We start from the raw sequence: 21,285 nt of genomic DNA on the forward strand, positions 1-21,285 counted from the left end.
AAACCCAAAAACTCTAGAAATTTGAAATAAAGTTAAACGCAGTGTAATGGGTTCATTTCGTGCCGCAACTGGGATGGGAACTTATCTGGCGCAGCCACATCCTTCACCCGTTTGTCACGACATCCCCCGCGTGGAGACAAAGGTCTAACTGGTGCGGAGACGTAGCCCACGTTGAGGCGGGGCGGGGCAGAAGCTACCTGTCATAGCGGCCGCAAACAATAGATACAGATGAGGCGACACATCAACGCCCCGGAGCATAAAAAATGTCGGGACATCGTGTGAACGATGTCCCGACCACATTACAAACGTGCGCGGAGGGGTATTTGGTTTCACGACATCGTTCACCCCTCACCGCCTCAACCCACCCACAGATCTCTCACGACACCCTTCCAACCATGTCTCACGACATCCTTCACCCATGTGTCACGACATCGTTCCCACCACTGCATGACGCGACCGGTCTGCCGGCGTTATCCACGTCGAGACAGAGGTTGCGCAGAAATGCGCTTGTCCCGGCGGCCATGAGCCGCCACAACACCGGTGAACAGCAGCCGTAGCGGCAGCAGAATAGCCCCGGGAACACCGGGGAGCCGCCAGACGGCAGGTATGTTGCCGGGCCGCCTTGGCCGCATCAAAAAAGCGGAACGATGACCCGACACATCCACCAAAAAAGCGGAACGATGACCCGACACATCAAAGCCCCTGGACATAAAAAATGTCGGGACATCGTATGAACGATGTCCCGACACATTACAAACGTGCGCGGAGGGGTACTTGAACCCCCACCCTCTTATGCGAGGACTAGCACCTCAAGCTAGCGCGTCTACCTATTCCGCCACCCGCGCGAGCGGCTTTGGCCAGTCTATTGTGTTGCACTGGCCGAAGACAACAGGAAAGACTCTACACATGGATTTCGAGAATGCCAAAACGAGGGGGCCTCTATATGTCACGTGGATGGCCTGCCAGTTACCTCGCGTGAGCTGCTGGCTCTAGAATGAAAGCCGTTCCATGGGCTTATTTGCTGGCTTTAAGCGAGCTAGGTTCCGCTCGTGCCCCTGTTTGGTTTGTTCCCGTATTCCGCCTGGAGTGTGACTAAATGCACGTTGCTGTGATCAGTATGCACACCTCGCCGCGTGCAACAGCAGGTGGAGGGGACGCCGGTGGTCTCAATGTTTTCGTCGATCAAACGTCGCGTGCCCTCGCGGCCGCCGGCGTGAGGGTTGATGTTTTCACACGAGGTGAGACGGGAAGCATCGAGGTGACCCCTGGCTACCGTGTCCACACCCTACCGGCCGGGCCAGCCGGCGCATCGAAAGAAGACCTACCGCAGTACACGGATGAGTTCGCGCAACAGTTATCTCAGCATCCAGCTTTTATGGCCGCAGATGTGGTTCACGCCCACTATTGGCTCTCAGCCGACGCCGCCCTCAAAGCCGCTCACGGCAAGCCGGTTATCGCAACCTTTCACACCACCTCCGCGCGGAAGCGGCATCACGGCCACACCCGGACTGCCGTGGAAACCTTCCGTGAGCAGACGGAACAGCGCATCGCCGCCGAAGCGTACGGGCTCACAGCAAATACCGTGACAGACCGGGCGGAGCTCAGTGACGACCTACGGGTCCAGCTTGAGAAGATCACGATCGCCCGTCCCGGGATCGACCGCAGCGTGTTCCACCCAGAAGGGCCTACGGCTTCCTGGCCAGTAGAGCCCGGAGCACACCGGAGCGGGCTCAAGATGTTGTTCGCTGGCAGGTTCCAGGACTATAAGGGCCCGGATGTCGCGCTAGATACCCTGGCTGCGCTGAAAGATGCGGGGTGTGAAGCGAGCCTGGTCATGATCGGGGATCAGTCTGGGCCCGGTTCGATGGACCTAGCGGCACGGGCACGCGCGCGAGGCGTCGAGGATCGGGTTGCGTTCAAACCCCCGATGCCCCAGGAGCTTCTCGCGTTGATGTACAGGGCCGCTGACGTTGTTGTGGTGCCATCTCGCCACGAGACATTCGGTCTTGTAGCGGCCGAGGCACTGGCTTCCGGTACCCCTGTTGTAGGGCATGCCGCGGGTGGCTTACTTGATTTGATTGACGACGGCGTTGACGGCTTGCTGATTCACTCACGTGATCCACATGAGTGGGCGCAGGCGTTGGCTCCTTGGGCTAAGGGCGGTGTCCCCCACGAGGTAGCGCTCGCGGCCGCAGATCACGGCCGGCACTTCTCGTGGGAGTCCACCGCCTCAACGCTTCTGGGTCTCTACCGTCAGGCGGCTACACACCCAAGGGGCGCACGTACCCTGTGAAGTGGATCCGCGGCTTCTTCCGGGTACTGAATCCGGTGAAGCCAACAAGCCCCTCAACTTCCTCTCCCGTGTTTCCCTCACCAAAATCTGCGTTCTTCACCGCAGTCTGGTTGAAGCTGATGCGGGATGGGATCGGAACGGGCGCACCGAATTCGATGTGCCACTCATAGCCGCCGCAAGCAGTTGCATCAGCCGGTTCAACAGCAGCCAGCGCGTGTGCTGCGAGGTCCGCGCCGTGAACGATCGCGGTTTTCATGCCCAACAGTTTCGCGCTCACGTTGGAGAGGTGGATCGGGTTGTAATCCCCCAGGATCCCGGCCCACCTACGGCCCTCCCCCGGAGCAAAGCTCCATTGAGCGTTCATCTGTGGAAGGTCAGGCGCTTCCCGCTCAGGCCGTTCGGGCTTCTGCGCGTCCTCGAGGGTGACCCCCTTAGCGAGGAACACACCCGTCCCCGTCCAGACCACGTCGCCGCCGTCATCGAGCACACGCGTTTCGATTTCGCACGCCACACCGGCGTGATGCGCATCGAGTGAAAGCGGCCGGACCTCGAAAGTGAGCTTCTCCCCTGGCACGATGGTGCGGTGATGCTCAACCGTGTTGGTCAAGTGGATCATCCCGAGCATCGGCAACGGGAACTCCGGCTGCCGCATGAGCTCGATCAGTAATGGGAACGCTGTACCGAACACGACGATGCTCGGTACGGAATCTCTGGTGGGCGCCCCGACGTGACGGTTGACGGCGTTGACGGTTTCCCGGGAGATCGTGACCCCACGCACGCCGAGCCCATCACTCGGGAGGCTATCTGCAGAGACCTTCTTTGGCCGCTTCTTAAGCGCCTCGGTACCCGCTTGCGCATAGATCTTCCCCAGGCTTGGTAGCGCGTCGAGATAACGGATGGACATACTCACGCTCCGATCAGGCTCTGGCCACATACACGCAAGGTTTGGCCGTTGACACCACCCGCGCCGTCGGATGCGAGGAAGCTGATCGCTTCGGCAACATCCACGGGCAAGCCTCCCTGTTGAAGGCTTGGCATCACGAGCCGGCCCACCACACGCGGGCCGAGTGGGATCTTGGCTGTCATGTCAGTTTCGATGAAGCCCGGAGCGACCGCGTTGATCGAGCCACCGTGGGCCGCGAACCTCTCGGCTTCAGCCGCAACCATCGCGATCACGCCAGCTTTCGATGCTGCATAGTTAGTTTGGCCTCGGTTACCGGCAATACCGGAGGTTGAGGCGAGTGTCACTACACGCAGGCCATCGAGCCCCGCCTCCTGGAACTGCTTGTTCATGCGCAACTGGGATTCCAGGTTCACTGCCATGACGCTGTTCCACCGTGACTCATCCATGTTGGCCAGCAACTTATCGCGCGTGATGCCCGCGTTATGGATCACGATGTCGAGGCCGCCGTGTAGCTGGCGTGCATGCTCGATAATGCGCTCGCCAGCGTCTGCAGCCGTGACGTCGAGCTGGAGCGCGGTTCCCTTGATCTCGTTGGCCACTGTGGTGAGCGATTCGGATGCCCCTGGCATGTCGATCGCGATGACGCGTGCGCCGTCGCGAGCCAAAACCTTAGCGATCGCGGCGCCGATGCCACGGGCCGCACCGGTGACGGCTGCGACTTTACCTTCTAGTCGTTTCTCCGGGTTCTCTGGCAGTGTTCCAGCGGCACTGCTGACTTCGATGAATTGGCCGTCAACGTAAGCCGAGCGACCCGAAAGTAAGAAACGTAGCGCCGCCTGGACGCTCGTTGCATCCACATCGACGGAATTATCTAACACGATGCCGTTGCCGGTCGATCCCCAACGGAGCTCGCGAGCGAGCGAACGCATCATGCCGGTTACGGCGCCGCGGGCGCTAGCTTGGGCTGTGGATGTGGCTTGATCCGCTCGGCGCATGAGGGCCACAACACGGCCGGTGCGTGCGAGCTTCTTGACCAGCGGGGACGCGGTCATCGCTATGCTGCTCAGCTCTTCTGGGGTATTGATTTCTTCGGTGCACAGGATGATGGCACCGATCTCACCGCGCACAGAATCAGGGTGGGTTGTGGCGTTGACACCCCACGTTCCGAGTAGGTCGGCGATCCGTTGGACGCTTTTGCTCCGGGTTTCCAGTTGTGTTTCCACCCCGAGCACGACCGCCGTGCCAGGCACGAGCGGCGCACCTTCCTCAAAGCGGCGCAGCGTGGTTGGCCGGGGTAGCCCGAGCTTCTTGCTCAGGAATTTACCGAACCCTGCTTGGGTGAATTGCATGTACTGATCAGCCATATTAGAAAGCCTCCACGATAGCTACAGCGCCCTGGCCGCCTGCCGCGCACACGGATACGAGCGCGCGTGCCTTGCTGCCCTTGGCGTGAACCATCTTGGCGGCCGAGGCGATGATGCGCCCGCCGGTTGCTGCGAACGGGTGGCCGGCTGCCAGGGAGGATCCGTTGACGTTGAGCTTGGAACGGTCGATCGAACCGAGCGGGGCCTTCAAGCCGAGCTTGGTGGTGCAGAACTCTTCGTCTTCCCATGCCTTCAGGGTCGAGAGCACGGTACCGGCGAAGGCCTCATGGATCTCGTAGAAATCGAAGTCCTGAAGCGTGAGGCCGTTACGCTCGAGCATGCGTGGGACGGCGTAGGCAGGAGCCATGAGGAGGCCCTCTTCACCACCAACAAAATCCACGGCACCGAGCTCGTAGTCAACGAGCTTGGCCAGCTTCGGCAGGCCCTTCTCATCAGCGTATTCAACCGAGCTCAACAGAACAGCTGATGCGCCGTCGGTCAGAGGGGTCGAGTTACCGGCGGTCATCGTTGGTTCCGATTTCAGGCTCTTGCCGTAAACGGTCTTGAGCTTCGCGAGCTTCTCAACCGTGGAATCCGGGCGCATATTGTTATCGCGAGTGAGCCCCTGGAATCCGGTGATGAGGTCGTCGAAGAAGTTCTCGTCGTAAGCTTTCGCGAGGTTGCGGTGGCTTGCAGCGGCAAGCTCATCCTGGGCCTCGCGAGTAATTCCCCAGCGTTCGTTCGTGATCGCCTGGTGCTCACCCATCGACAAGCCGGTGCGAGGCTCGGCAGTGCCCGGCGCAACTGGCTTGAGGTGGGATGGTCGGATCGATGCGATCGCCGCGAGCTTCTGCTTGACGGTCTTCGCTGTCGTGAGGCGCACCAGGATCTTACGTAGCCCGTCCGTGACAACGACCGGAGCGTCGGAGATGCTGTCCACCCCGCCTGCCACGCCGACGTCGATGCGGCCGTGAGCGATCTTGTCGGCTACGGAGCCGACGGCTTCAACGCCGGTCGCGCACGCCATCTGAACATCGTGGGCAGGCGTTGCCGGGTCAAGCTGGGAGCCCAGAACGACCTCGCGGGTCAAGTTGAAGTCCTTTGGGTGCTTCAGTACGGCACCAGCGGCCACGGCGCCAAGCCGTTCCCCTTGCAAACCAAAGCGGGCAACGAGCCCATCGAGGGCGGCAAGCATCATGTCTTTCTCAGACACATCGGCGTATGCGGTGTAGGCGCGTGCGAACGGAATGCGGTTACCACCAACAATCGCAACCTCACGAGGCGCAGATACACCTGGGTTCTGCGGCTTAGGCTCAGCTTTACTTACTGCTTCTGCCTTGTTTGCCGGGGAGTTTTCTGGGGACTTGTTCACGGACTTGTGTCCTCTCTAGTGGAGTCTCTATTCGAGCTTGAAGCTAACAGTGCCTCATGTGATTCAACCAATACTCAGCGTACCTGATACGATCGGTATCGTGAAACACCTCACACAGTATTCAATGCGTTACAAGCGAGGCTGACCCATGCACAGCGATCAAGCCGAAGGCTCACTCGCCATACATGATGATGAGCACCGCACAATTGATGAACACCAAACTGATGAGCGCAGTGCTGACGAGCGCGAAGGCGACGGACGCGCAACACGTTGGGAGGACCACCGCAGGCAACGGCGCGAAGAACTCCTCATAGCCGCCCGCCGAGCCATCCACCACGGCGGCCCACAGCTATCGATGGACGAGATCGCAGCAGCCGCGCAAACATCCAAGTCCGTCTACTACCGATACTTCGGCGACAAAGACGGTCTACGTGCTGCGATTTCCCAAAAAATCATCACGCGTGTGAGGGCACACGTGATCGACGCTGGCCGCCGAGCCACCACACCCGAAGGCGGACTCACAGCGATGATCCGCGAATACCTCGACCAAGCACAAAGCTCCCCCGCGCTCTATGCGTTCGTGATGCACCCCGAAAACGCTGCCGGCGTCATGCCGACCAGCAGCTCAATCGAGACCGATGTAGCGGCCAAGGCCCGCAACGACATCACATCGCTCATGACGTCCGGGCTACGCCAAATCACCCCGCATCACAGCAGCGAGCTCTTTGACACCCTCTGGGCTGAATCCGCGCTCGGATTCATCCTCTCCGCAGTTGACCACTGGCTGACCCACCAAAACGAAAACAGCACCCCAGCTGCACAACTAGCTCAGGCAATCAGTACGTGGCTCACCCACGGGGTCCTCTCCCCCATCGACATGGACAACCAAACCGAAACACCCGCCGCAGCACTAGGAAAGGCACACTGACCATGAGTAGCACCAGCATCAACGTAGACCGCTTGAATCAGTACCTCTTGGGCAGCTTTGCCGAAGCACGCACTGAAGCACGCGAACGCGTCAAAGACACACGTCTGCACAAGATCGAGGGTCAGGTCCTAGCTGACCAGCGCCAGCACGTTTTCAACAACCTCAAGATCCTGGTTGAACAAGACGCGATCTCCCGCGCGTTCCCAACCGAGCTCGGCGGCCGTGACGACCACGGCGGCAACATCTCTGCTTTCGAGGAGCTCGTCATCGCTGACCCTTCGATGCAGATCAAAGCCGGCGTTCAGTGGGGCCTGTTCGGCTCAGCCGTGCTGCACCTTGGGACCGAGGAACACCATCGTAAGTGGATCCCACAGATCATCAGCCTTGAGCTCCCCGGTGCGTTCGCGATGACCGAGGCTGGCCACGGCTCAGACGTTGCAAGCATCGGCACCACCGCAACCTATGACGAAGATGCCGAAGAGTTCGTGATCCACACCCCGTTCCGGGCGGCTTGGAAGGACTACCTCGGTAACGCAGCTCTGCACGGCCGTGCAGCCACCGTCTTCGCTCAGCTAATCACCAAGGGTGTCAACCACGGTGTGCACTGTTTCATGGTTCCGATCCGCGATGAGGACGGCAACCTGCTTCCAGGCGTTGGCGCAGAAGACGATGGCGTCAAGGGTGGCCTCAACGGCATCGACAACGGCATGCTGCACTTCACGAACGTGCGCATTCCACGCACCAACTTGCTGAACCGTTACGGCGACGTCGCGGCTGACGGCACGTATTCTTCAAGCATCGATTCCCCGGGGCGCCGCTTCTTCACGATGATCTCAACCTTGGTTCAGGGCCGAGTGTCTCTCGATGGCGCTTCGATCGCCGCGTCCAAGGTCGGCTTGGGTATTGCGGTGACGTACGCGAATCAGCGCCGCCAGTTCGCTGCCGCCGGCAACCGCGAGCAGCTGCTGCTGGATTATGGCCGCCATCAGCGCCGCTTGATCCCTCTTCTGGCCAAGGCTTATGCCGGAACGTTCGCCCACGATGAGCTGCTACTCAAGTTCGATACGGTGTTCTCCGGCCGCGAAGACAACGACGAAGCCCGTCAGGACCTCGAAACGTTGGCTGCGGCGTTGAAACCGGTCAGCACATGGGATGCGATGGATACACTGCAAGAATGCCGCGAAGCATGCGGTGGCGCGGGGTTCATGGCCGAGAACCGATTGACCTCCCTGCGCGCAGACCTGGATGTTTACACGACATTCGAAGGCGATAACAACGTTCTGCTTCAGTTGGTGGGCAAGCGCCTACTGACCGAATTCGCCGGCCAGCTCAAGGGTATGGAGCCGCTGGGCTTGGCGACCTTCGCCGCGAAGTCTCTGGCGGAGAACTTCTATTCACATTCCGGTTTGCGCAACGTTGTTCAGGATGCCCTGGATACCGCATCAGAGCGCCGCACAGCTAAGAACCTCAAGGATCCGCAGGTTCAGCACGCATTGCTCTCAGCACGCGTTCGCATGGCTGTCGAAGAGATCGCGAAAGCGCTCAACGCGGTACGCAAAGCCTCCCCTGGCGATCAAGCCGATGTTTTCAACCAGCATCAGAACAGCCTCGTGCTTGCCTCCAAGGCTCACGCCCGCTTGCTTCAGTGGGAGGCATTCACTCGCGCGATCGAGGCGTTCGAAGAAAAACACGGCGAGTCGTGGGACGGCACCGCGCAGGTTCTGACGTGGGTACGCGATGTTTTCGCGCTCACCGTGATCGAGGAGGAGCTCGGCTGGTACATGATGCACGGCCTTATTTCTCCTCACCGCGGCCGCACCCTGACCGAGTACCTGGATCGTTTGATCACCCGTCTGCGCCCGCACGCTCAGGACCTGGTTGATGCGTTCGGTTACACACAAGAGCACTACCGCGCACCGATCTCTTCTGGCCGCGAGCAGGAACGTCAGGACGAAGCGCACGCCTACTACGAGAAGCTGCGCAAGGACCCGGACGCCCCGGTGTCAGAGAAAACGCTGCGCGCTAAAGAAAAAGCCGCCAAGTAAGACCACGCTGAGCCGAGCCAACTCAGCCAACTAACGCCGCGTATGGCCTGCGCCGATGGGTGCAGGCCATACGCGGTTATAGCTGGTTAAAGGTCTGCACGCTAATGATGTTTGAATATTCACATGAGTAATCTGCGTGCTTCCAACGAAAATCTGTCCCGCAACGACGCGCAGCAACGTTCGCGCACCGTGCAAGCCCACACGTACCAGTTGCATCTTGACTTCATGAGTGCGGTGAGTGAGAACCCCACACACTTTGGGCTCACAACCACCTTGCAGTTCACAGCAGTTGCCGGTTCCGAAACGTTCCTAGACTACGTCGACGGGATCGTTGAGCAGATTACCCTCAACGGCCGCGAGGTTCCGGTCAATGATGCTGTCGATGGGGCACGCATCTACCTGCGGGGCCTTGAAGCCGAGAACACGGTGACGATCCGTTCGAAATCCGCCTACTCACGCTCGGGTGAAGGCGTCCACTACTTCAAAGACCCAACCGATGGCCAGGTCTACCTGTACTCCCAGAATGAGCCAGCTGACTGCCGCCGCATCTATCCGTGCTTTGACCAGCCGGATCAGAAGGCCCGCTTCAGCGTATCCATCACCGCGCCAAGCGACTGGCATGTGGATGCTAACGGTTCGCTCGAGGCAACCGAGGATCACGGCGACGGTAGCGCGACCCGCTCCTTCACCACAACCGAGCCGATGTCGACCTACATCACGACGTTCCTCGCCGGGCCGTACGCGACCTGGCAGGACCACTACAACGGGACCACCGCATCGGGCGTTGAAGTCTCTGTTCCGTTGCAGTTGGCGTGCCGCGCGTCCATCGCTGAACACCTGGACCATGAGGAACTGTTCACGCTCACCAAGCAGGGGCTCGACTGGTTCCATACCCACTTCGACTACGCATACCCGTGGGGTGACTATCACCAGGTGTTCGTACCGGAATACAACCTCGGCGCGATGGAGAACCCGGGCCTGGTGACGTTCACGGAAGCCTATGTTTTCACCTCGGCGCCGACGCTGGCTCAGCACGAGGGACGCGCGAACACGATCATGCACGAGATGTCACACATGTGGTTCGGCGACCTCGTGACGATGACGTGGTGGGATGACCTGTGGCTCAAGGAATCCTTCGCGGACTACATCGGCACCCTCGTGGTCGATGAAGCAACCCGCTTCGCAACCGCCTGGACGACGTTCGCCTCGCGCCGCAAGGGCTGGGCCTACACACAGGACCAGTACCCGACGACCCACCCGATCATGGCCGACATCGTGGACCTTGAAGCCGCGGATCAGAACTTCGACGGCATCACGTACGCTAAGGGCGCCTCGGTCCTGAAGCAGCTCGCGGCTTACGTGGGTCAGGATGCGTTCCTGCAGGCATCGCGCACGTACTTCCAGCGCCACGCGTGGGGCAACACGACCCTCGACGATTTCCTCGTGATCCTTTCCGAGGCGTCCGGCCGCGACATGCAGGCGTGGGCTGAGGCGTGGCTCAACACGTCGGGCCCGTCAAGCCTGTGGGTTGAAACGGAAACGGATGCCGATGGGGTTGTCACCTCCGCTGTTGTGAAGCAGCAGGGAACGGACCCGGTGACGGGCAAGGAGGTGGTGCGTCCGCAGGTGCTCAAGGTTGGCTTGTTCGAGGCTGGCGACGCCGCTGATGCTGATGCGGTTGAGCAGGCTGCCGAACCTGCACGTCTGGTTGAGGCGTTCGAGGTTCGCCTTGAGGGTGAGTCCGCACCAGTTCCTGAGTTGGTGGGCCGCACCTTGGTTGCGGGCCGTAGCGCCGTGTTGCCGAACCAGGGTGACCTCACGTATGCGAAGGTCCGCCTGGAGGGCGCTTCGCTTGATGTCGCTTTGACGGTTGGTTTGGATTCCGAGCTGGACCGTGCAACCGCGCTTGCTGCCGCATGGAACATGACCCGTGACGGCGACCTACCTGCCGAGCGTTTCATCGATGGCGTAGTCGCTAACTCCGCGTTGATCGAGGACTCCGGCGTCTTGGCTACCGTACTGGGGCAGGCGGGTATCGCTGTTCGCGGCTACACGACCAAGGACCAGCGCGCCGAGATCGCACAGCGGTGGCTCACGTTCTTGCTGACTCAGGTTCTTGAAGAAGAGGTCGGCTCTGACCGCCGCCTCGTATTCACTCGTTCGCTGCTCTACACGGCTGCTCGGGTTTCCGAGCTTCCAGAGGGCCTGCTCGACGTGGTTGAGTCCTGGCTTCAGGACAAGGAGACCCTGGGCGAAGAGCTGACGTGGGCCTCGCTGACAGTGCTCGCCGCGCACGGCCGCGCTACCGCTGAAGACATCGAGGCTGAGCACCACCGCAAGCCAACTCAGGATGCTGCATGTGGTTTGCGTGAGGCGCTTGCCGCCCGCCCGGATGCTGAGGTCAAGAAGGAGATCCGCGCGAACGTGTACGTAGGCAAAGAATCCGACGGCACGGTTCTATCCAACGACTACCTGCAGGCCTACGCAGACGGTCTGGGCATCGACCCGGCCCACAAGGATCAACCTGAACCGGCCGAGTACTGGGAGCGGATCGAGAGCGTGTGGGCTTCGATGTCGCAGGGCCAGGCGACCCGCGTTGTTGAGGGCCTCTTCCCTGGCGCGGTTGAACTGGCCGACGGCGACCTCAAGTACAACCCTGAGATCATGCGTGCACGTAGGTGGCTTGATGGATCCAAGGACGCGCCAGCTGCGTTGCGTCGCCTCGTTCAAGAAGAGCTTGATGATGCTGAGCGTCGCCTAGCCGCGCAAGCAGCTAGCTCGAAGGCATAGAAAAACAGAGGCTTAGCACAGCCTCTCTCACATAAAATAGTGGGCACGTCACCAAGAGCTTGGCGACGTGCCCACTATTCTACTGCTTCCTTCACTGGCCGAAAATGCTTACTGGGTTCCTGGCTGGGTTCCCGACTGGTCGATTAGCTCGGAGCAATCTCCATCAAGGAGGCTTTCAAGCTCCTGGTCCGCTTGGAGTGCCGCCTTGTCAGCGTTGGTCAGCGCGGTCTTGATCTCTTCGCCGTTAGCTGGCCAATAACCGGCTTCTTCTGCCTGTTTGAGGTTGTTGAGCCCGGCCTGTGCTGCATCGCGGGCTTCACCGTTAATGTTGCGGGCCGACTGAAGTGGCTTCACGACCCCCGAGAGATCAGTCAGCTTGTCGTTGTATGCATCGGTGGTTTCAGCTACCGCATCAGCGGCTTTCTTTTCCGCCTCCTTGGCTTCGTCACCTGAGATCTCTCCATTTTCTATCTTCTCAACGATCGCATCATAGGCCTGGATGGCCTCGTCACGGTCTGCTTGAGCCTTGGACACAGCCGCATTCAGGTCTTCGAGGCTTCCGTAATCCTCCTCCGCGATCTGCAGAGCCGAGGAGACCAACGTCTTGGCCTTTTCGCTCTTGACATGAGAGAGCTCGATATTTTTCTTCAGGTCAGCCGAATAGTTGTTGGACTGGTAGTCCTCAGCGAGGAGTTTCTTCTCCGCTACGTTGAGATTGCCCAGCGTAGCTTCGATGTTCTGCTGGATAGTTAGAGTCTGCGTGTTTGCTTCTGCAAAGCACGAAGCGGCACTCGCGCCCTTCTCTGGCGCTACGGTGCTAGCTGGGCTGGCAGTGGCAGTTCCCCCAAGTGCGAGCCCTCCGATGAGTAGTCCGGTTGCGGTTGCTGTTGCAATATTCCTTACGGTCTTCATGTGAACCTCCAACATGATGCATTGTCGCCATTGCTGGTTGTTTCTAGACGTACCGCGACGATTCTCGTCCACGGCTCCTTATCCGGTTCTCTTGCAACACAGGCACGGGTTATTTGATTCTCGCTCTTCGGGAGCTATAAGTCACCGGGCCTGACATTTCTAACGGTAAGCACATGTAAAGGCCCGTGTAAAGAGGCTGCCCTCTACGGCAAACGAGCCGTCCACTCTGGATCCTGGAACTTCTGCTCGGCCAGGCTCCGCGCCTCCGCCAGTGTTTCCTCATCCAAGTGGACGCGCCGAGCCCCATACTTTCGCTCGAAGGCACTCATCATGACCTCAAGAATGTCTTCACGGGCAGTGTTGCCAGTCTGACGTTTCAGCGGGTCAACTCGTTTCTTCGCCGAAGCAATCCCCTTATCGGAGATCTTCTCCCGCCCAATGCGTAAGACCTCCATCATTTTCTCAGCGTCGATGTCATAACTCATCGTCACGTGATGCAGTAAGCCACCGCCAGCCAACCGTTTCTGGGCAGCGCCGCCGATCTTCCCTTGCTCGGTAGCAATGTCATTCAAAGGAACGTAGCGCGCCTCGACCCCCAGCTCGCTCAACGCTTCCATGACCCACGCATCCAAAAACGGATACGAGTCAGCGAAACTCATGCCATCAACCAAGGTCGCCGGCACAGTCAGCGAATAGGTCACACAGTTACCCGACTCCATGAACATGGCTCCACCGCCACTGATGCGACGCACCACAGTGACACCATGCCGCTCGGCTGCTTCAACATCGACTTCATTCGAAAGCGACTGGAAAGAACCGATCACTACTGCCGGCTCATTCCATTCCCACAAACGCAACGTAGGTTTACGCTTGCCTGCAGCCACCTGACGGGTCAAAACCTCATCGAGTGCCGTGTTCCACGAGATCGGATACGCGACCGGCTCAAGAATTTCCCACTCGTGATCAGCCCACGTTGTTGAATGGCCCAGGGCCCGGCGGACCGCCGTCGCAACCGCGTGAGCATCGAAACCGAACATGACCGCGTCCTCGCGCAGTCCAGCCTCAACCGCTTTAACCAACTTCGAGTGGCTTACATCTGCCGCCAGACCAGTGAGCGCATGATTGATGTCAGCTAACGCCTCATCAGGTTCCAGGAAAAAGTCGCCGTTGATCATTGCTTGCTCGATGCGTCCGCCATCAACTACAAGGTCGGCAACCACAAGTTTTCCGCCTGGAACCTTATATTCGCCGTGGTGAGTAAAGGCTGGCCCACGATTGCTGTTCACGATGTTACTCATGCTTCTACCCTAACGCTGGCAAGCTAAATGGGGCTGACACCCGTAGGTGTCAGCCCCATTGAATGCGCGCTGCACAGTGTGCGCGCCGCAATGCTTGCGATGCAGAACTTAGCGCTTGCCGCCGAAGCCCTTGAAGCGCTGGTTGAAGCGCTCCACACGACCAGCGGAGTCCATGATGCGCTGCTTACCCGTGTAGAACGGGTGCGATGCCGCAGAGATTTCAACGTCAACAACCGGGTAGGTGTTGCCGTCCTCCCACTCGATGGTCTTATCGGAAGTCATGGTCGAGCGAGTCAAGTACTTCTCGCCGGAAGCCAGGTCACGGAAAACCACGGCCTCGTACGTTGGGTGAATTTCAGCCTTCATATATCTGCACCTTTAAAGATCTAGTGCGCCTGGATTTTGCCAGTCGCGATGGTTTCGGTGGCGTTCAGGCACGCGCACGTGCGTGAACAGCTTTTCAAGTCTACATGCTCAGCTAGCAGATAGCACACTCAATCTGAGCGCGTTGCCTATACGAAGAGTTTGATGAGCATCGTGACTACAGCCACCGAGCCGATCACCACAATGGTCCCGCGCAGGATCGTGGGGGACAGTTTGCGCCCCACTCGCCCACCGATCCAACCGCCTACGGTTGAGCCTGCCGTGACCATCAGAACCACGGGCCACGAAATCCTGTCCCAGGCAAACAAGAGATAGCTCAACGCAGCAACGATATTGACCGCCAAGGTCAGAACCACCTTGAGCGCATTGGATTGCTGCAAAGAGCCGAAAAGCATGACTCCGAAAATCGCGAACAGAATCACGCCCTGCGCCGCGGTGAAGAACCCCCCATAGATACCCGTAAGGAATACGAGTACGTACAGAAACGGTGACAACTGCTGATGATCAGGCGTACGCAACTGCGTTGAACCGGTACGGGCTTGAACTAGGGCAGAGAGCCGCGGCTGGAAGACAACCAAAAACAACGCGAACAGAATGAGGGCAGGTGCAACCCAATCGAACACGTCGTCAGGAACGTTCAAAAGTAACGCTGCACCGCACAACCCGCCCGCAACTGAGGCAGGCAGAAGCCGCAGAAACGTGCGCGGAACAGTCTTCAGCTCTTCGCGGTAACCATAAGCGCCAGAAAACCCGCCGGCCACCAGCCCCATCGCGTTAGAAACCACCGCATTCACGGGGTTCATACCCATCGACACCAAAACAGGGAACGTCACCAACGTGCCCGAACCCACAACCGTGTTGATGGTTCCAGCCCATAAGCCAGATAGAAAGATCAGCCCTAGCTGCCAGAGTTCCCACTCACCCACAGGAGCCGGACCTTCTAGCGTGCAAACGCGCTATAGCGGCCCTGCTCGGTCCGGGTCAGCTTAACGTCCACGCCGAACGTCTTCTTCAGGTTCTCTTCGGTCAGCGTGTCTTCGATCGAGCCCTTCGCCGTAACCTCGCCGTCTTTGAGCATCAAAACATGCGTGAAACCAGGAGGGATCTCTTCAAGGTGATGCGTCACCAAGATCAGGGCGGGCGCGTACGGGCTATGCGCGAGCTCGGACATACGCGAGACTAGATCTTCACGCCCGCCCAGGTCCAAACCATTCGCTGGTTCATCCAGCAGCATCAGCTCAGGGTCAGTCATGAGGGCACGGGCAATGAGAACGCGTGCCTTTTCGCCGCCAGACAACGTGGCAAACCTGCGTGACATCAATGTCCCGGCACCCCAGTCCTGCAATAGCTGGAAGGCGCGGCGCTCATCGTCCCTATCATATTTTTCACGCCAACGGCCCGCCATACCATAAGCAGCAGAAACCACCAGATCCAGGGCCTGCTCGCGCTCCCGCACCATCGACGCAACCGAGCTCGATGCCAATCCGATCGATGGCCGCAGATCCGCAACGTTAACGCGCCCCAAACGCTCACCCAGAATGTCCACTGTGCCGGCGGAAGGGAACATCTGCGTTGCTGCGATTTTCATCAACGTCGTTTTACCTGCGCCGTTCGGACCCAACACAACCCACCGTTGGTCTTCGCTCACCTGCCAATTAACGTCTTTAAGCAGGTACTTCCGGCCGCGCCACAGGCTGACATCTTCCAGGTTCAAAACGGAGCTCATGCACACCACTTTAGGACACATCGGCGTCATTCTTATGCCACAGATAAGCAACATCGGCCCAAGATTCGAAACAATGCCATCATGAGCATTCCACTCTCAGCCTCCCCCACCGTGATTGTCGTCGCGCCACAAGGCTTTCTCGCGTCCGCACGCAGGCAGGTTGCTGACCTTTTGGGGTCACTCATAGTCCAGGAGAAGCCGGCGCCTCGAACCGCACCTGATCTTGGCGCTGCTGCCTGGACGTTGGCCTCCAACAATGCGGTAACTGTTGCGCGCACACGCTTGCGGGACTGGGTCGTCGCTGACGGCCCGGCACAGACTACCGACACCGAGGCCGCGGACAGGGAGACCGCGGACAGTGGGACCGCGGACACCGAATGCGCATGGGCCGCGTGGACGAGCGAACAGATGGCCGCATGGAACGAGCCAGCCGGGGCGATCGTGACAGACGTCGATTCAACACTGATCGAACAAGAAGTGATCGAAATGCTCGCCGCCCACATCGGCCTTGAAGAACAGGTCGCCGCAGTCACCGAACGCGCCATGCGCGGCGAACTCGACTTTGAACAGAGCCTGCGCGAACGAGTCGCGGTACTCAAGGGGCTAGACGCCCAGACCATCGAGAACGTCTCAAAGAAAACTACGCCAACAGCGGGCGCACAACTCTTGATCGAAACCGCTCATGCACGCGGCTGGAAAACCTATGCGGTATCCGGCGGGTTCCAACAAATCCTCGACCCGCTCGCCGCCAGACTCAACCTTGACGGAGCCGTAGCTAACCACCTCGAAGTCAACGATGCCGAACTCACCGGCCGCGTGACAGGGCCGATTATCGACCGCCAGGCGAAAGCCAAGCATCGTGCACAATGGACATCGAACAACCAGTTGCCTTCGCTCGGGCTCGGAGACGGCGCGAATGACATCGACCTCCTCACAACCGCAACCGGCGGTCTCGGGCTGCAACCCAAGCCAGCCCTCAAAGCCGTCGCTGACGGCACCCTCTCGCTCCGCCGGCTTGACGCCGTAGCCGCGCTGCTTGGCTGGGACGTTGCCACCGAGCAGCAACACTAAGACGCAGGCAACATCACGAGTACAGCACGAGAGGTACACCACAGCTGTTGACCGCAAGCCCGCTCAAGAAACCTTGTGAAAAGACTTAGAATGTTGGGAGGCTTTCAACAGTATTCCAACAGGCGCATGCGCCCGTGTGCAGCACAGAAGGGTTTTCATGAACGCAAAGCTTGGATCCGACGAGACCCCCGAAGACGAGACGCCTCAGGAGCAGACTGCCGAAAACGAGGCGCCTCAAGAGGAGACTACTCAGGAGGAGGCGGCGCAGGAAGAAACCTCGCAGGAGGAAACTCCCGAAGACGAGACGCCTCAGGAGGAATCGACTCAGGACCAACCGGCTGAGGACGAGGCGCCTCAGGATGAGACGCCGCAAGAGGATGTCTCTCAAGAGGAGACTCCTCAAGACGAGACCATTCGGGACGAGTCAGCTCAGGAAGAGACGGCTCACCAAGAGCAGGAACCCGCCGCGGCTTCCACCGAATCGGTCCCTGAGCCTTCCACTGAGCCTTCGACGGAGCCTTCCTCGGAATCTACCGGTGACTCCCCCGCTGAATCCTCCGCTGAGCCCTCGGCTGAGGCTTCGGCTGAGGCTTCGGGTTCAGCCTCGGCCGCAGCTTCGGCATCGTCGACCGTTTCGCCGTCCGCTGCCTCGGCTGAGAAAGGCGGCCGCAAGCGAAAACGTCGCGGCCTCGTCGCAGGTTCCATCGTCGGTGGCGTTCTTTTACTCGCGGCTGGCGCCTACGCCGGAACCGTCTGGTTCACCTCAGATAAGCTCCCTGCCCACATCACGGTGAGCGGGGTCGATATCTCTGGCCTTTCCAGCCAGGAAGCCGCCGTGAAACTAGAGAAAGAGCTCGGCGGCAGGCTCACCAAGAAGCTGACGCTCACCGCTGGGTCCGCGACAGCGTCGGTGACCCCCGCTCAGGCCGGTGTCGGAATCGACGTTGAGGCGACACTTGCAGATCTGTCTGGGTGGACGTGGAACCCGAAGATCATTCTCGAACGTTTATCCGGAACCCAAGAGCTCGAGGTCAAGCAGACCCTCGATGAAGAAGCCCTCACGACCAGCGCAGAGAAGATCTCTGATGCACTCACTAATGACCCGGTCGAAGGAAAACTGAGCCTCACCGAGGGCGGCCCTGAGTTCACTCAACCGAAAGACGGCCACGACGTCAGCGAGCAGCTCGCCCGGAATAGCATCACCAAGAACGCGTTTGCCGAAGAACGCAAAATCGAGGTCGCATCCAACGTCATCGAACCCGACGTCACCACCGAAGAATGGAACGAATTCATTAAAACCACGGTGGACCCATACCTCTCTGGCCCAGTCACGGTGAAAGCCGGAGGCGAGCGGGCCAAACTGGGCGTGGCTACCCTCGCTCAGGCTACCGTCGTAGACGTCAAGGACTCCTCCCCCGAACTGAAAACGGACGATGAGGCGTTGAAATCCGCGGTAGAAAAAGCCAACCCTAAGCTCAACACCACGGCACAAGACGCAAGCCTCAAACTGGTCGGGACAGGCTCGAACGCGAAAGCGGAGATAGTACCGGGCAAAAGCGGTAAAGGACTAGATAGTGAGGAGCTAGGCAAAAAGGTCCGCGAAGCCGCCGCATCCACGTCTGATCGCATCGCGGACGTGCCGTTCAAAGCCCAGGAACCATCCGTAACCACCGCGCAAGCGAAAAAGTGGAACGTTACCAAGGTCGCTGAGTTCGCAACACCGTACCCTTATGACCCAACCCGGACTAAGAACCTCGAAGCCGGTTCACGACGCATCAACGGTAGCGTCATCCTGCCCGGTGAGTCTTTCGATCTTGCCACCAAGTTCGGCCCAGTTACGGAAGCAAACGGCTATTACTCATCCGGTGTGGTGGTCAACAGCGTCTCGACCAAGGCAGTCGGTGGGGGCCTTTCACAGATCGCGACGATGGCGTATAACGCCGGATACCTCGCAGGCATGGACATCCAGGAGTGGAGGCCACACAACCGTTGGTTCGACCGCTACCCAGCTGGACGTGAATCCACATATTGGGAAGGCTCGATCAACGTCAAGTGGAAGAACAACACCAAGGCTCCCGTCGTGGTCGCGATGTGGCTGGAGAACAACAAGGTTAACACCGCCGTGTTTGGCCATAAGACCTGGAAAGTGAAAACCACCACGAGCGACTTCTACGACTACACGTCTGGCCCAACGCTGACCTCGGACGATCCGAACTGTATCCCGGAATCCAGCGGCAAGAAGGGCTTCACCGTTAATGTCACGCGAACTCGCACCAACGTTGATACCGGCGAAGTTCTCGAGGACTCCCAGACCACACGTTATGAGGGCTGGCCTAACGTAACCTGCAGCAAGGACTAGGCTGTAGCACAAGATAGGCAGCCGCAACGAGCTCAGCAAGCAGTCCTGCGGAACAGCGTGAAGGGGCGACCACTTTGGACAAGTGGCCACCCCTTCACATGTGCTAGCCCCTACGTTGAGGCCTAAGGGCCTTCGTCAGCGGTTATCCCTTAGAGGTTAAAATCTTTATCGAGGAAGCCTTTAGCGCCGCCGACGTATTCGGTGTGCATGTGCTCGACGTCATCCATAGCCATCCGAGCAACCTCTTGAGCGAACTCAGCAACCGAGTACAAGCGGCCAGCTTCCTCGCGGCGCGCTTCGATCGCACCTGGCTCAACGCGGTCCAGAAGCGTTGCGGTGATGGTGCCTTCGATCATGTCCCCCGAGACCACCACGAACGTGATATCGGCTTCAGCGAACTCGTGTTCACGCTCTCTCAACGCGGTCTCACCTGCGCGCTTCGACTTGGCAACCATCTCGTAGGCCGGAAGCGTTGGGTGGGTTTCGATGAAGTGGGCCTGATTGCTGGTCACGAACACTACGCGGCCGCCCGGGCGGATCGACGGGAACGCGGCATCGAGCATACCCACCTGAGCGTCACGGTTCAGGCGCATCGCGTAGTCTTCGCCACGGTCGGACTCCATACCGCCCGATGCGTTGAGCACGAGAATGTCGAGGTGGCCGAAGTTCTCTACAGCGGCTTTCACGAGCGCCTCACGATCCTCTGCGACCGTGAGGTCCGCCTTGACCGCTACCGCGCGGCCACCGGCTTCCTCGATGGCTTTGACAACCTTATTCGCCCGCGGCGCTTTATCGCGGTAATTCACCACGACAGCGGCACCTTCAGCCGCGAGAATCTTCGCGGTATCCGCACCGATTCCACGGCTGGAACCAGTAACGATCGCTACCTTGCCTTCAAGCTTGGACATGCAAACCTACTTTCAGTAAAACGTCTCAGAGCAAAGAGAATCTAGGCCGGGGCCTAGTGCCCCATCCCCAGCCCGCCATCGACGGGTACAACCGCGCCAGAGATATAGCCGGCGTCTTCCGATGCCAGCCACACTGCGACCTTGGCTACTTCTTCAGAGGAAGCGAAACGGCCCGCTGGGATCTGTTGCTTGTACTGCTTCTTCAGATCCTCGTCAAGAGCCTCAGTCATGTCTGTCTCGATGAAGCCGGGGGCGATCACGTTCGCGGTAATGCCGCGCGAACCCAGTTCACGAGTAACGGAACGCGCAATCCCGACGAGCCCGGCTTTCGATGCTGAATAGTTGACCTGGCCTGCCCCACCCAGCAAACCAACAACAGAGGATATGAGGATCACGCGGCCGAAACGAGCCTTGACCATACCTTTCGTGGCGCGCTGAACCACACGGAACGCACCCGTGAGATTCGTGTCCACAACATCGGTGAAGTCGGATTCGCTCATCCGCATCAAAAGAGTGTCGCGAGTAATACCTGCGTTGGCAACCACCACGGTGATCGGGCCGAGTTTCTGCTCAACCTCAGCCATCGCGGCATCAACGCTGCCGCTATCGGTCACATCGGCCTTGACAGAAAGAATCCCCTCAACCGGTGCAGGCTCAGACCGAGTTGTCACCGCCACCTGGTAACCGGCTTTGAGGAACTGCTCAGCGATCGCCAAACCAATCCCCCTGTTACCACCGGTCACTAATACAGTGCGTGCGGGTGTATCCGTGGTTTTCGTGGTCGCGGCACTCGCGCTCATGCATCTCCTTGAGCAGGTCAGCGCACACCCGTTCCCTGGGTGTGCAATAAGCCAATGTGATGTACGTGTTCAGTCTACCGAGTGCGGTGCGCAAGCTGGCAGGAAGCCAACACCCGTGATGCGTACCTAGG

At 59.3% G+C, this 21,285-nt stretch carries 16 protein-coding genes and 1 tRNA gene; 6 read left to right on the top strand and 11 right to left on the bottom strand.

Going from position 1 to position 21,285, the window contains the following annotated elements; genetic code table 11:
• Positions 1–759: 759 nt before the first annotated feature.
• Positions 760–845: transfer RNA gene (locus HMPREF3175_RS02915), tRNA-Leu, on the bottom strand.
• A gap of 251 nt (positions 846–1,096) precedes the next feature.
• Between HMPREF3175_RS02915 and HMPREF3175_RS02920 the strand changes: the two genes are divergently transcribed.
• Positions 1,097–2,293: a glycosyltransferase gene (locus HMPREF3175_RS02920; protein ID WP_070490616.1), complete on the top strand. Its 1,197-nt coding sequence runs from the start codon at positions 1,097–1,099 to the stop codon at positions 2,291–2,293.
• On the opposite strand, the gene HMPREF3175_RS02925 is transcribed toward HMPREF3175_RS02920, so the two are convergent.
• From HMPREF3175_RS02925 to HMPREF3175_RS02935, 3 genes are read right to left on the bottom strand one after another with little or no spacing between them, the layout of a single operon-like run.
• A complete protein-coding gene (locus HMPREF3175_RS02925) occupies positions 2,262–3,197 on the bottom strand; it encodes a MaoC/PaaZ C-terminal domain-containing protein (protein WP_176745116.1) in 936 nt (311 codons plus the stop codon). The two genes, HMPREF3175_RS02920 and HMPREF3175_RS02925, sit on opposite strands and share 32 nt — an antisense overlap.
• A gap of 2 nt (positions 3,198–3,199) precedes the next feature.
• Positions 3,200–4,561: a 3-oxoacyl-ACP reductase gene (locus HMPREF3175_RS02930; protein ID WP_070490618.1), complete on the bottom strand. Its 1,362-nt coding sequence runs from the start codon at positions 4,559–4,561 to the stop codon at positions 3,200–3,202.
• 1 nt (position 4,562) lies between these two features.
• Positions 4,563–5,933: an acetyl-CoA C-acetyltransferase gene (locus HMPREF3175_RS02935; protein WP_083285617.1), complete on the bottom strand. Its 1,371-nt coding sequence runs from the start codon at positions 5,931–5,933 to the stop codon at positions 4,563–4,565.
• A 148-nt stretch (positions 5,934–6,081) separates the two neighbouring features.
• Here HMPREF3175_RS02935 and HMPREF3175_RS02940 point away from each other — a divergent pair, with 148 nt between their 5' ends.
• The 3 genes from HMPREF3175_RS02940 to pepN all read left to right on the top strand — a co-directional run bounded on the left by HMPREF3175_RS02940 (position 6,082) and on the right by pepN (position 11,696).
• Positions 6,082–6,861: a TetR/AcrR family transcriptional regulator gene (locus tag HMPREF3175_RS02940; protein ID WP_070490619.1), complete on the top strand. Its 780-nt coding sequence runs from the start codon at positions 6,082–6,084 to the stop codon at positions 6,859–6,861.
• A gap of 2 nt (positions 6,862–6,863) precedes the next feature.
• Positions 6,864–8,906, top strand: coding sequence for an acyl-CoA dehydrogenase family protein (locus HMPREF3175_RS02945; RefSeq protein WP_070490620.1), 2,043 nt, complete (start codon positions 6,864–6,866; stop codon positions 8,904–8,906).
• 123 nt (positions 8,907–9,029) lie between these two features.
• A complete protein-coding gene (pepN, locus tag HMPREF3175_RS02950; protein ID WP_070490621.1) occupies positions 9,030–11,696 on the top strand; it encodes an aminopeptidase N in 2,667 nt (888 codons plus the stop codon).
• A gap of 108 nt (positions 11,697–11,804) precedes the next feature.
• Here pepN and HMPREF3175_RS02955 read toward each other — a convergent pair whose 3' ends face one another.
• The 5 genes from HMPREF3175_RS02955 to HMPREF3175_RS02975 all read right to left on the bottom strand — a co-directional run bounded on the left by HMPREF3175_RS02955 (position 11,805) and on the right by HMPREF3175_RS02975 (position 16,016).
• A complete protein-coding gene (locus HMPREF3175_RS02955) occupies positions 11,805–12,608 on the bottom strand; it encodes a hypothetical protein (RefSeq protein ID WP_141742453.1) in 804 nt (267 codons plus the stop codon).
• A gap of 203 nt (positions 12,609–12,811) precedes the next feature.
• Positions 12,812–13,906: a lipoate-protein ligase LplAB gene (locus HMPREF3175_RS02960; protein WP_070490623.1), complete on the bottom strand. Its 1,095-nt coding sequence runs from the start codon at positions 13,904–13,906 to the stop codon at positions 12,812–12,814.
• 108 nt (positions 13,907–14,014) lie between these two features.
• Positions 14,015–14,272 carry a type B 50S ribosomal protein L31 gene (locus HMPREF3175_RS02965; protein ID WP_035755666.1) on the bottom strand — a complete coding sequence of 86 codons (258 nt, stop codon included), beginning with the start codon at positions 14,270–14,272 and terminating at the stop codon, positions 14,015–14,017.
• A 146-nt stretch (positions 14,273–14,418) separates the two neighbouring features.
• Positions 14,419–15,216: a sulfite exporter TauE/SafE family protein gene (locus HMPREF3175_RS02970; protein WP_070490624.1), complete on the bottom strand. Its 798-nt coding sequence runs from the start codon at positions 15,214–15,216 to the stop codon at positions 14,419–14,421.
• A 14-nt stretch (positions 15,217–15,230) separates the two neighbouring features.
• A complete protein-coding gene (locus HMPREF3175_RS02975) occupies positions 15,231–16,016 on the bottom strand; it encodes an ABC transporter ATP-binding protein (protein WP_070490625.1) in 786 nt (261 codons plus the stop codon).
• Between the two features lie 81 nt (positions 16,017–16,097).
• Here HMPREF3175_RS02975 and serB point away from each other — a divergent pair, with 81 nt between their 5' ends.
• Entirely contained in the window at positions 16,098–17,087 is a 990-nt protein-coding gene (gene serB / locus HMPREF3175_RS02980) for a phosphoserine phosphatase SerB (RefSeq protein ID WP_070490626.1), read from the top strand.
• 157 nt (positions 17,088–17,244) lie between these two features.
• The gene (locus tag HMPREF3175_RS02985; RefSeq protein ID WP_070490627.1) at positions 17,245–19,446 is read left to right on the top strand and encodes a VanW family protein; all 2,202 of its coding nucleotides are present in this window, start codon (positions 17,245–17,247) and stop codon (positions 19,444–19,446) included.
• Between the two features lie 149 nt (positions 19,447–19,595).
• On the opposite strand, the gene HMPREF3175_RS02990 is transcribed toward HMPREF3175_RS02985, so the two are convergent.
• Complete coding sequence (locus HMPREF3175_RS02990; RefSeq protein ID WP_070490628.1) at positions 19,596–20,354, bottom strand: SDR family oxidoreductase; 759 nt, start codon at positions 20,352–20,354, stop codon at positions 19,596–19,598.
• Positions 20,355–20,407: 53 nt separating this feature from the next.
• Complete coding sequence (locus HMPREF3175_RS02995) at positions 20,408–21,154, bottom strand: beta-ketoacyl-ACP reductase (protein ID WP_052048374.1); 747 nt, start codon at positions 21,152–21,154, stop codon at positions 20,408–20,410.
• Between the last annotated feature and the right edge of the window lie 131 nt (positions 21,155–21,285).

This window comes from Arthrobacter sp. HMSC08H08 (assembly GCF_001807575.1).
GTDB classification, from domain to species: domain Bacteria; phylum Actinomycetota; class Actinomycetes; order Actinomycetales; family Micrococcaceae; genus Pseudoglutamicibacter; species Pseudoglutamicibacter albus.

Coding starts and splice junctions, on each gene's coding strand:
- HMPREF3175_RS02920 (WP_070490616.1), top strand. CDS start 1,097: ATGCACGTTGCTGTGATCAGTATGCACACCTCGCCGCGTGCAACAGCA.
- HMPREF3175_RS02925 (WP_176745116.1), bottom strand. CDS start 3,197: ATGTCCATCCGTTATCTCGACGCGCTACCAAGCCTGGGGAAGATCTAT.
- HMPREF3175_RS02930 (WP_070490618.1), bottom strand. CDS start 4,561: ATGGCTGATCAGTACATGCAATTCACCCAAGCAGGGTTCGGTAAATTC.
- HMPREF3175_RS02940 (WP_070490619.1), top strand. CDS start 6,082: ATGCACAGCGATCAAGCCGAAGGCTCACTCGCCATACATGATGATGAG.
- HMPREF3175_RS02945 (WP_070490620.1), top strand. CDS start 6,864: ATGAGTAGCACCAGCATCAACGTAGACCGCTTGAATCAGTACCTCTTG.
- pepN (WP_070490621.1), top strand. CDS start 9,030: ATGAGTAATCTGCGTGCTTCCAACGAAAATCTGTCCCGCAACGACGCG.
- HMPREF3175_RS02955 (WP_141742453.1), bottom strand. CDS start 12,608: ATGAAGACCGTAAGGAATATTGCAACAGCAACCGCAACCGGACTACTC.
- HMPREF3175_RS02960 (WP_070490623.1), bottom strand. CDS start 13,906: ATGAGTAACATCGTGAACAGCAATCGTGGGCCAGCCTTTACTCACCAC.
- HMPREF3175_RS02965 (WP_035755666.1), bottom strand. CDS start 14,272: ATGAAGGCTGAAATTCACCCAACGTACGAGGCCGTGGTTTTCCGTGAC.
- HMPREF3175_RS02975 (WP_070490625.1), bottom strand. CDS start 16,016: ATGAGCTCCGTTTTGAACCTGGAAGATGTCAGCCTGTGGCGCGGCCGG.
- serB (WP_070490626.1), top strand. CDS start 16,098: ATGAGCATTCCACTCTCAGCCTCCCCCACCGTGATTGTCGTCGCGCCA.
- HMPREF3175_RS02985 (WP_070490627.1), top strand. CDS start 17,245: ATGAACGCAAAGCTTGGATCCGACGAGACCCCCGAAGACGAGACGCCT.
- HMPREF3175_RS02990 (WP_070490628.1), bottom strand. CDS start 20,354: ATGTCCAAGCTTGAAGGCAAGGTAGCGATCGTTACTGGTTCCAGCCGT.
- HMPREF3175_RS02995 (WP_052048374.1), bottom strand. CDS start 21,154: ATGAGCGCGAGTGCCGCGACCACGAAAACCACGGATACACCCGCACGC.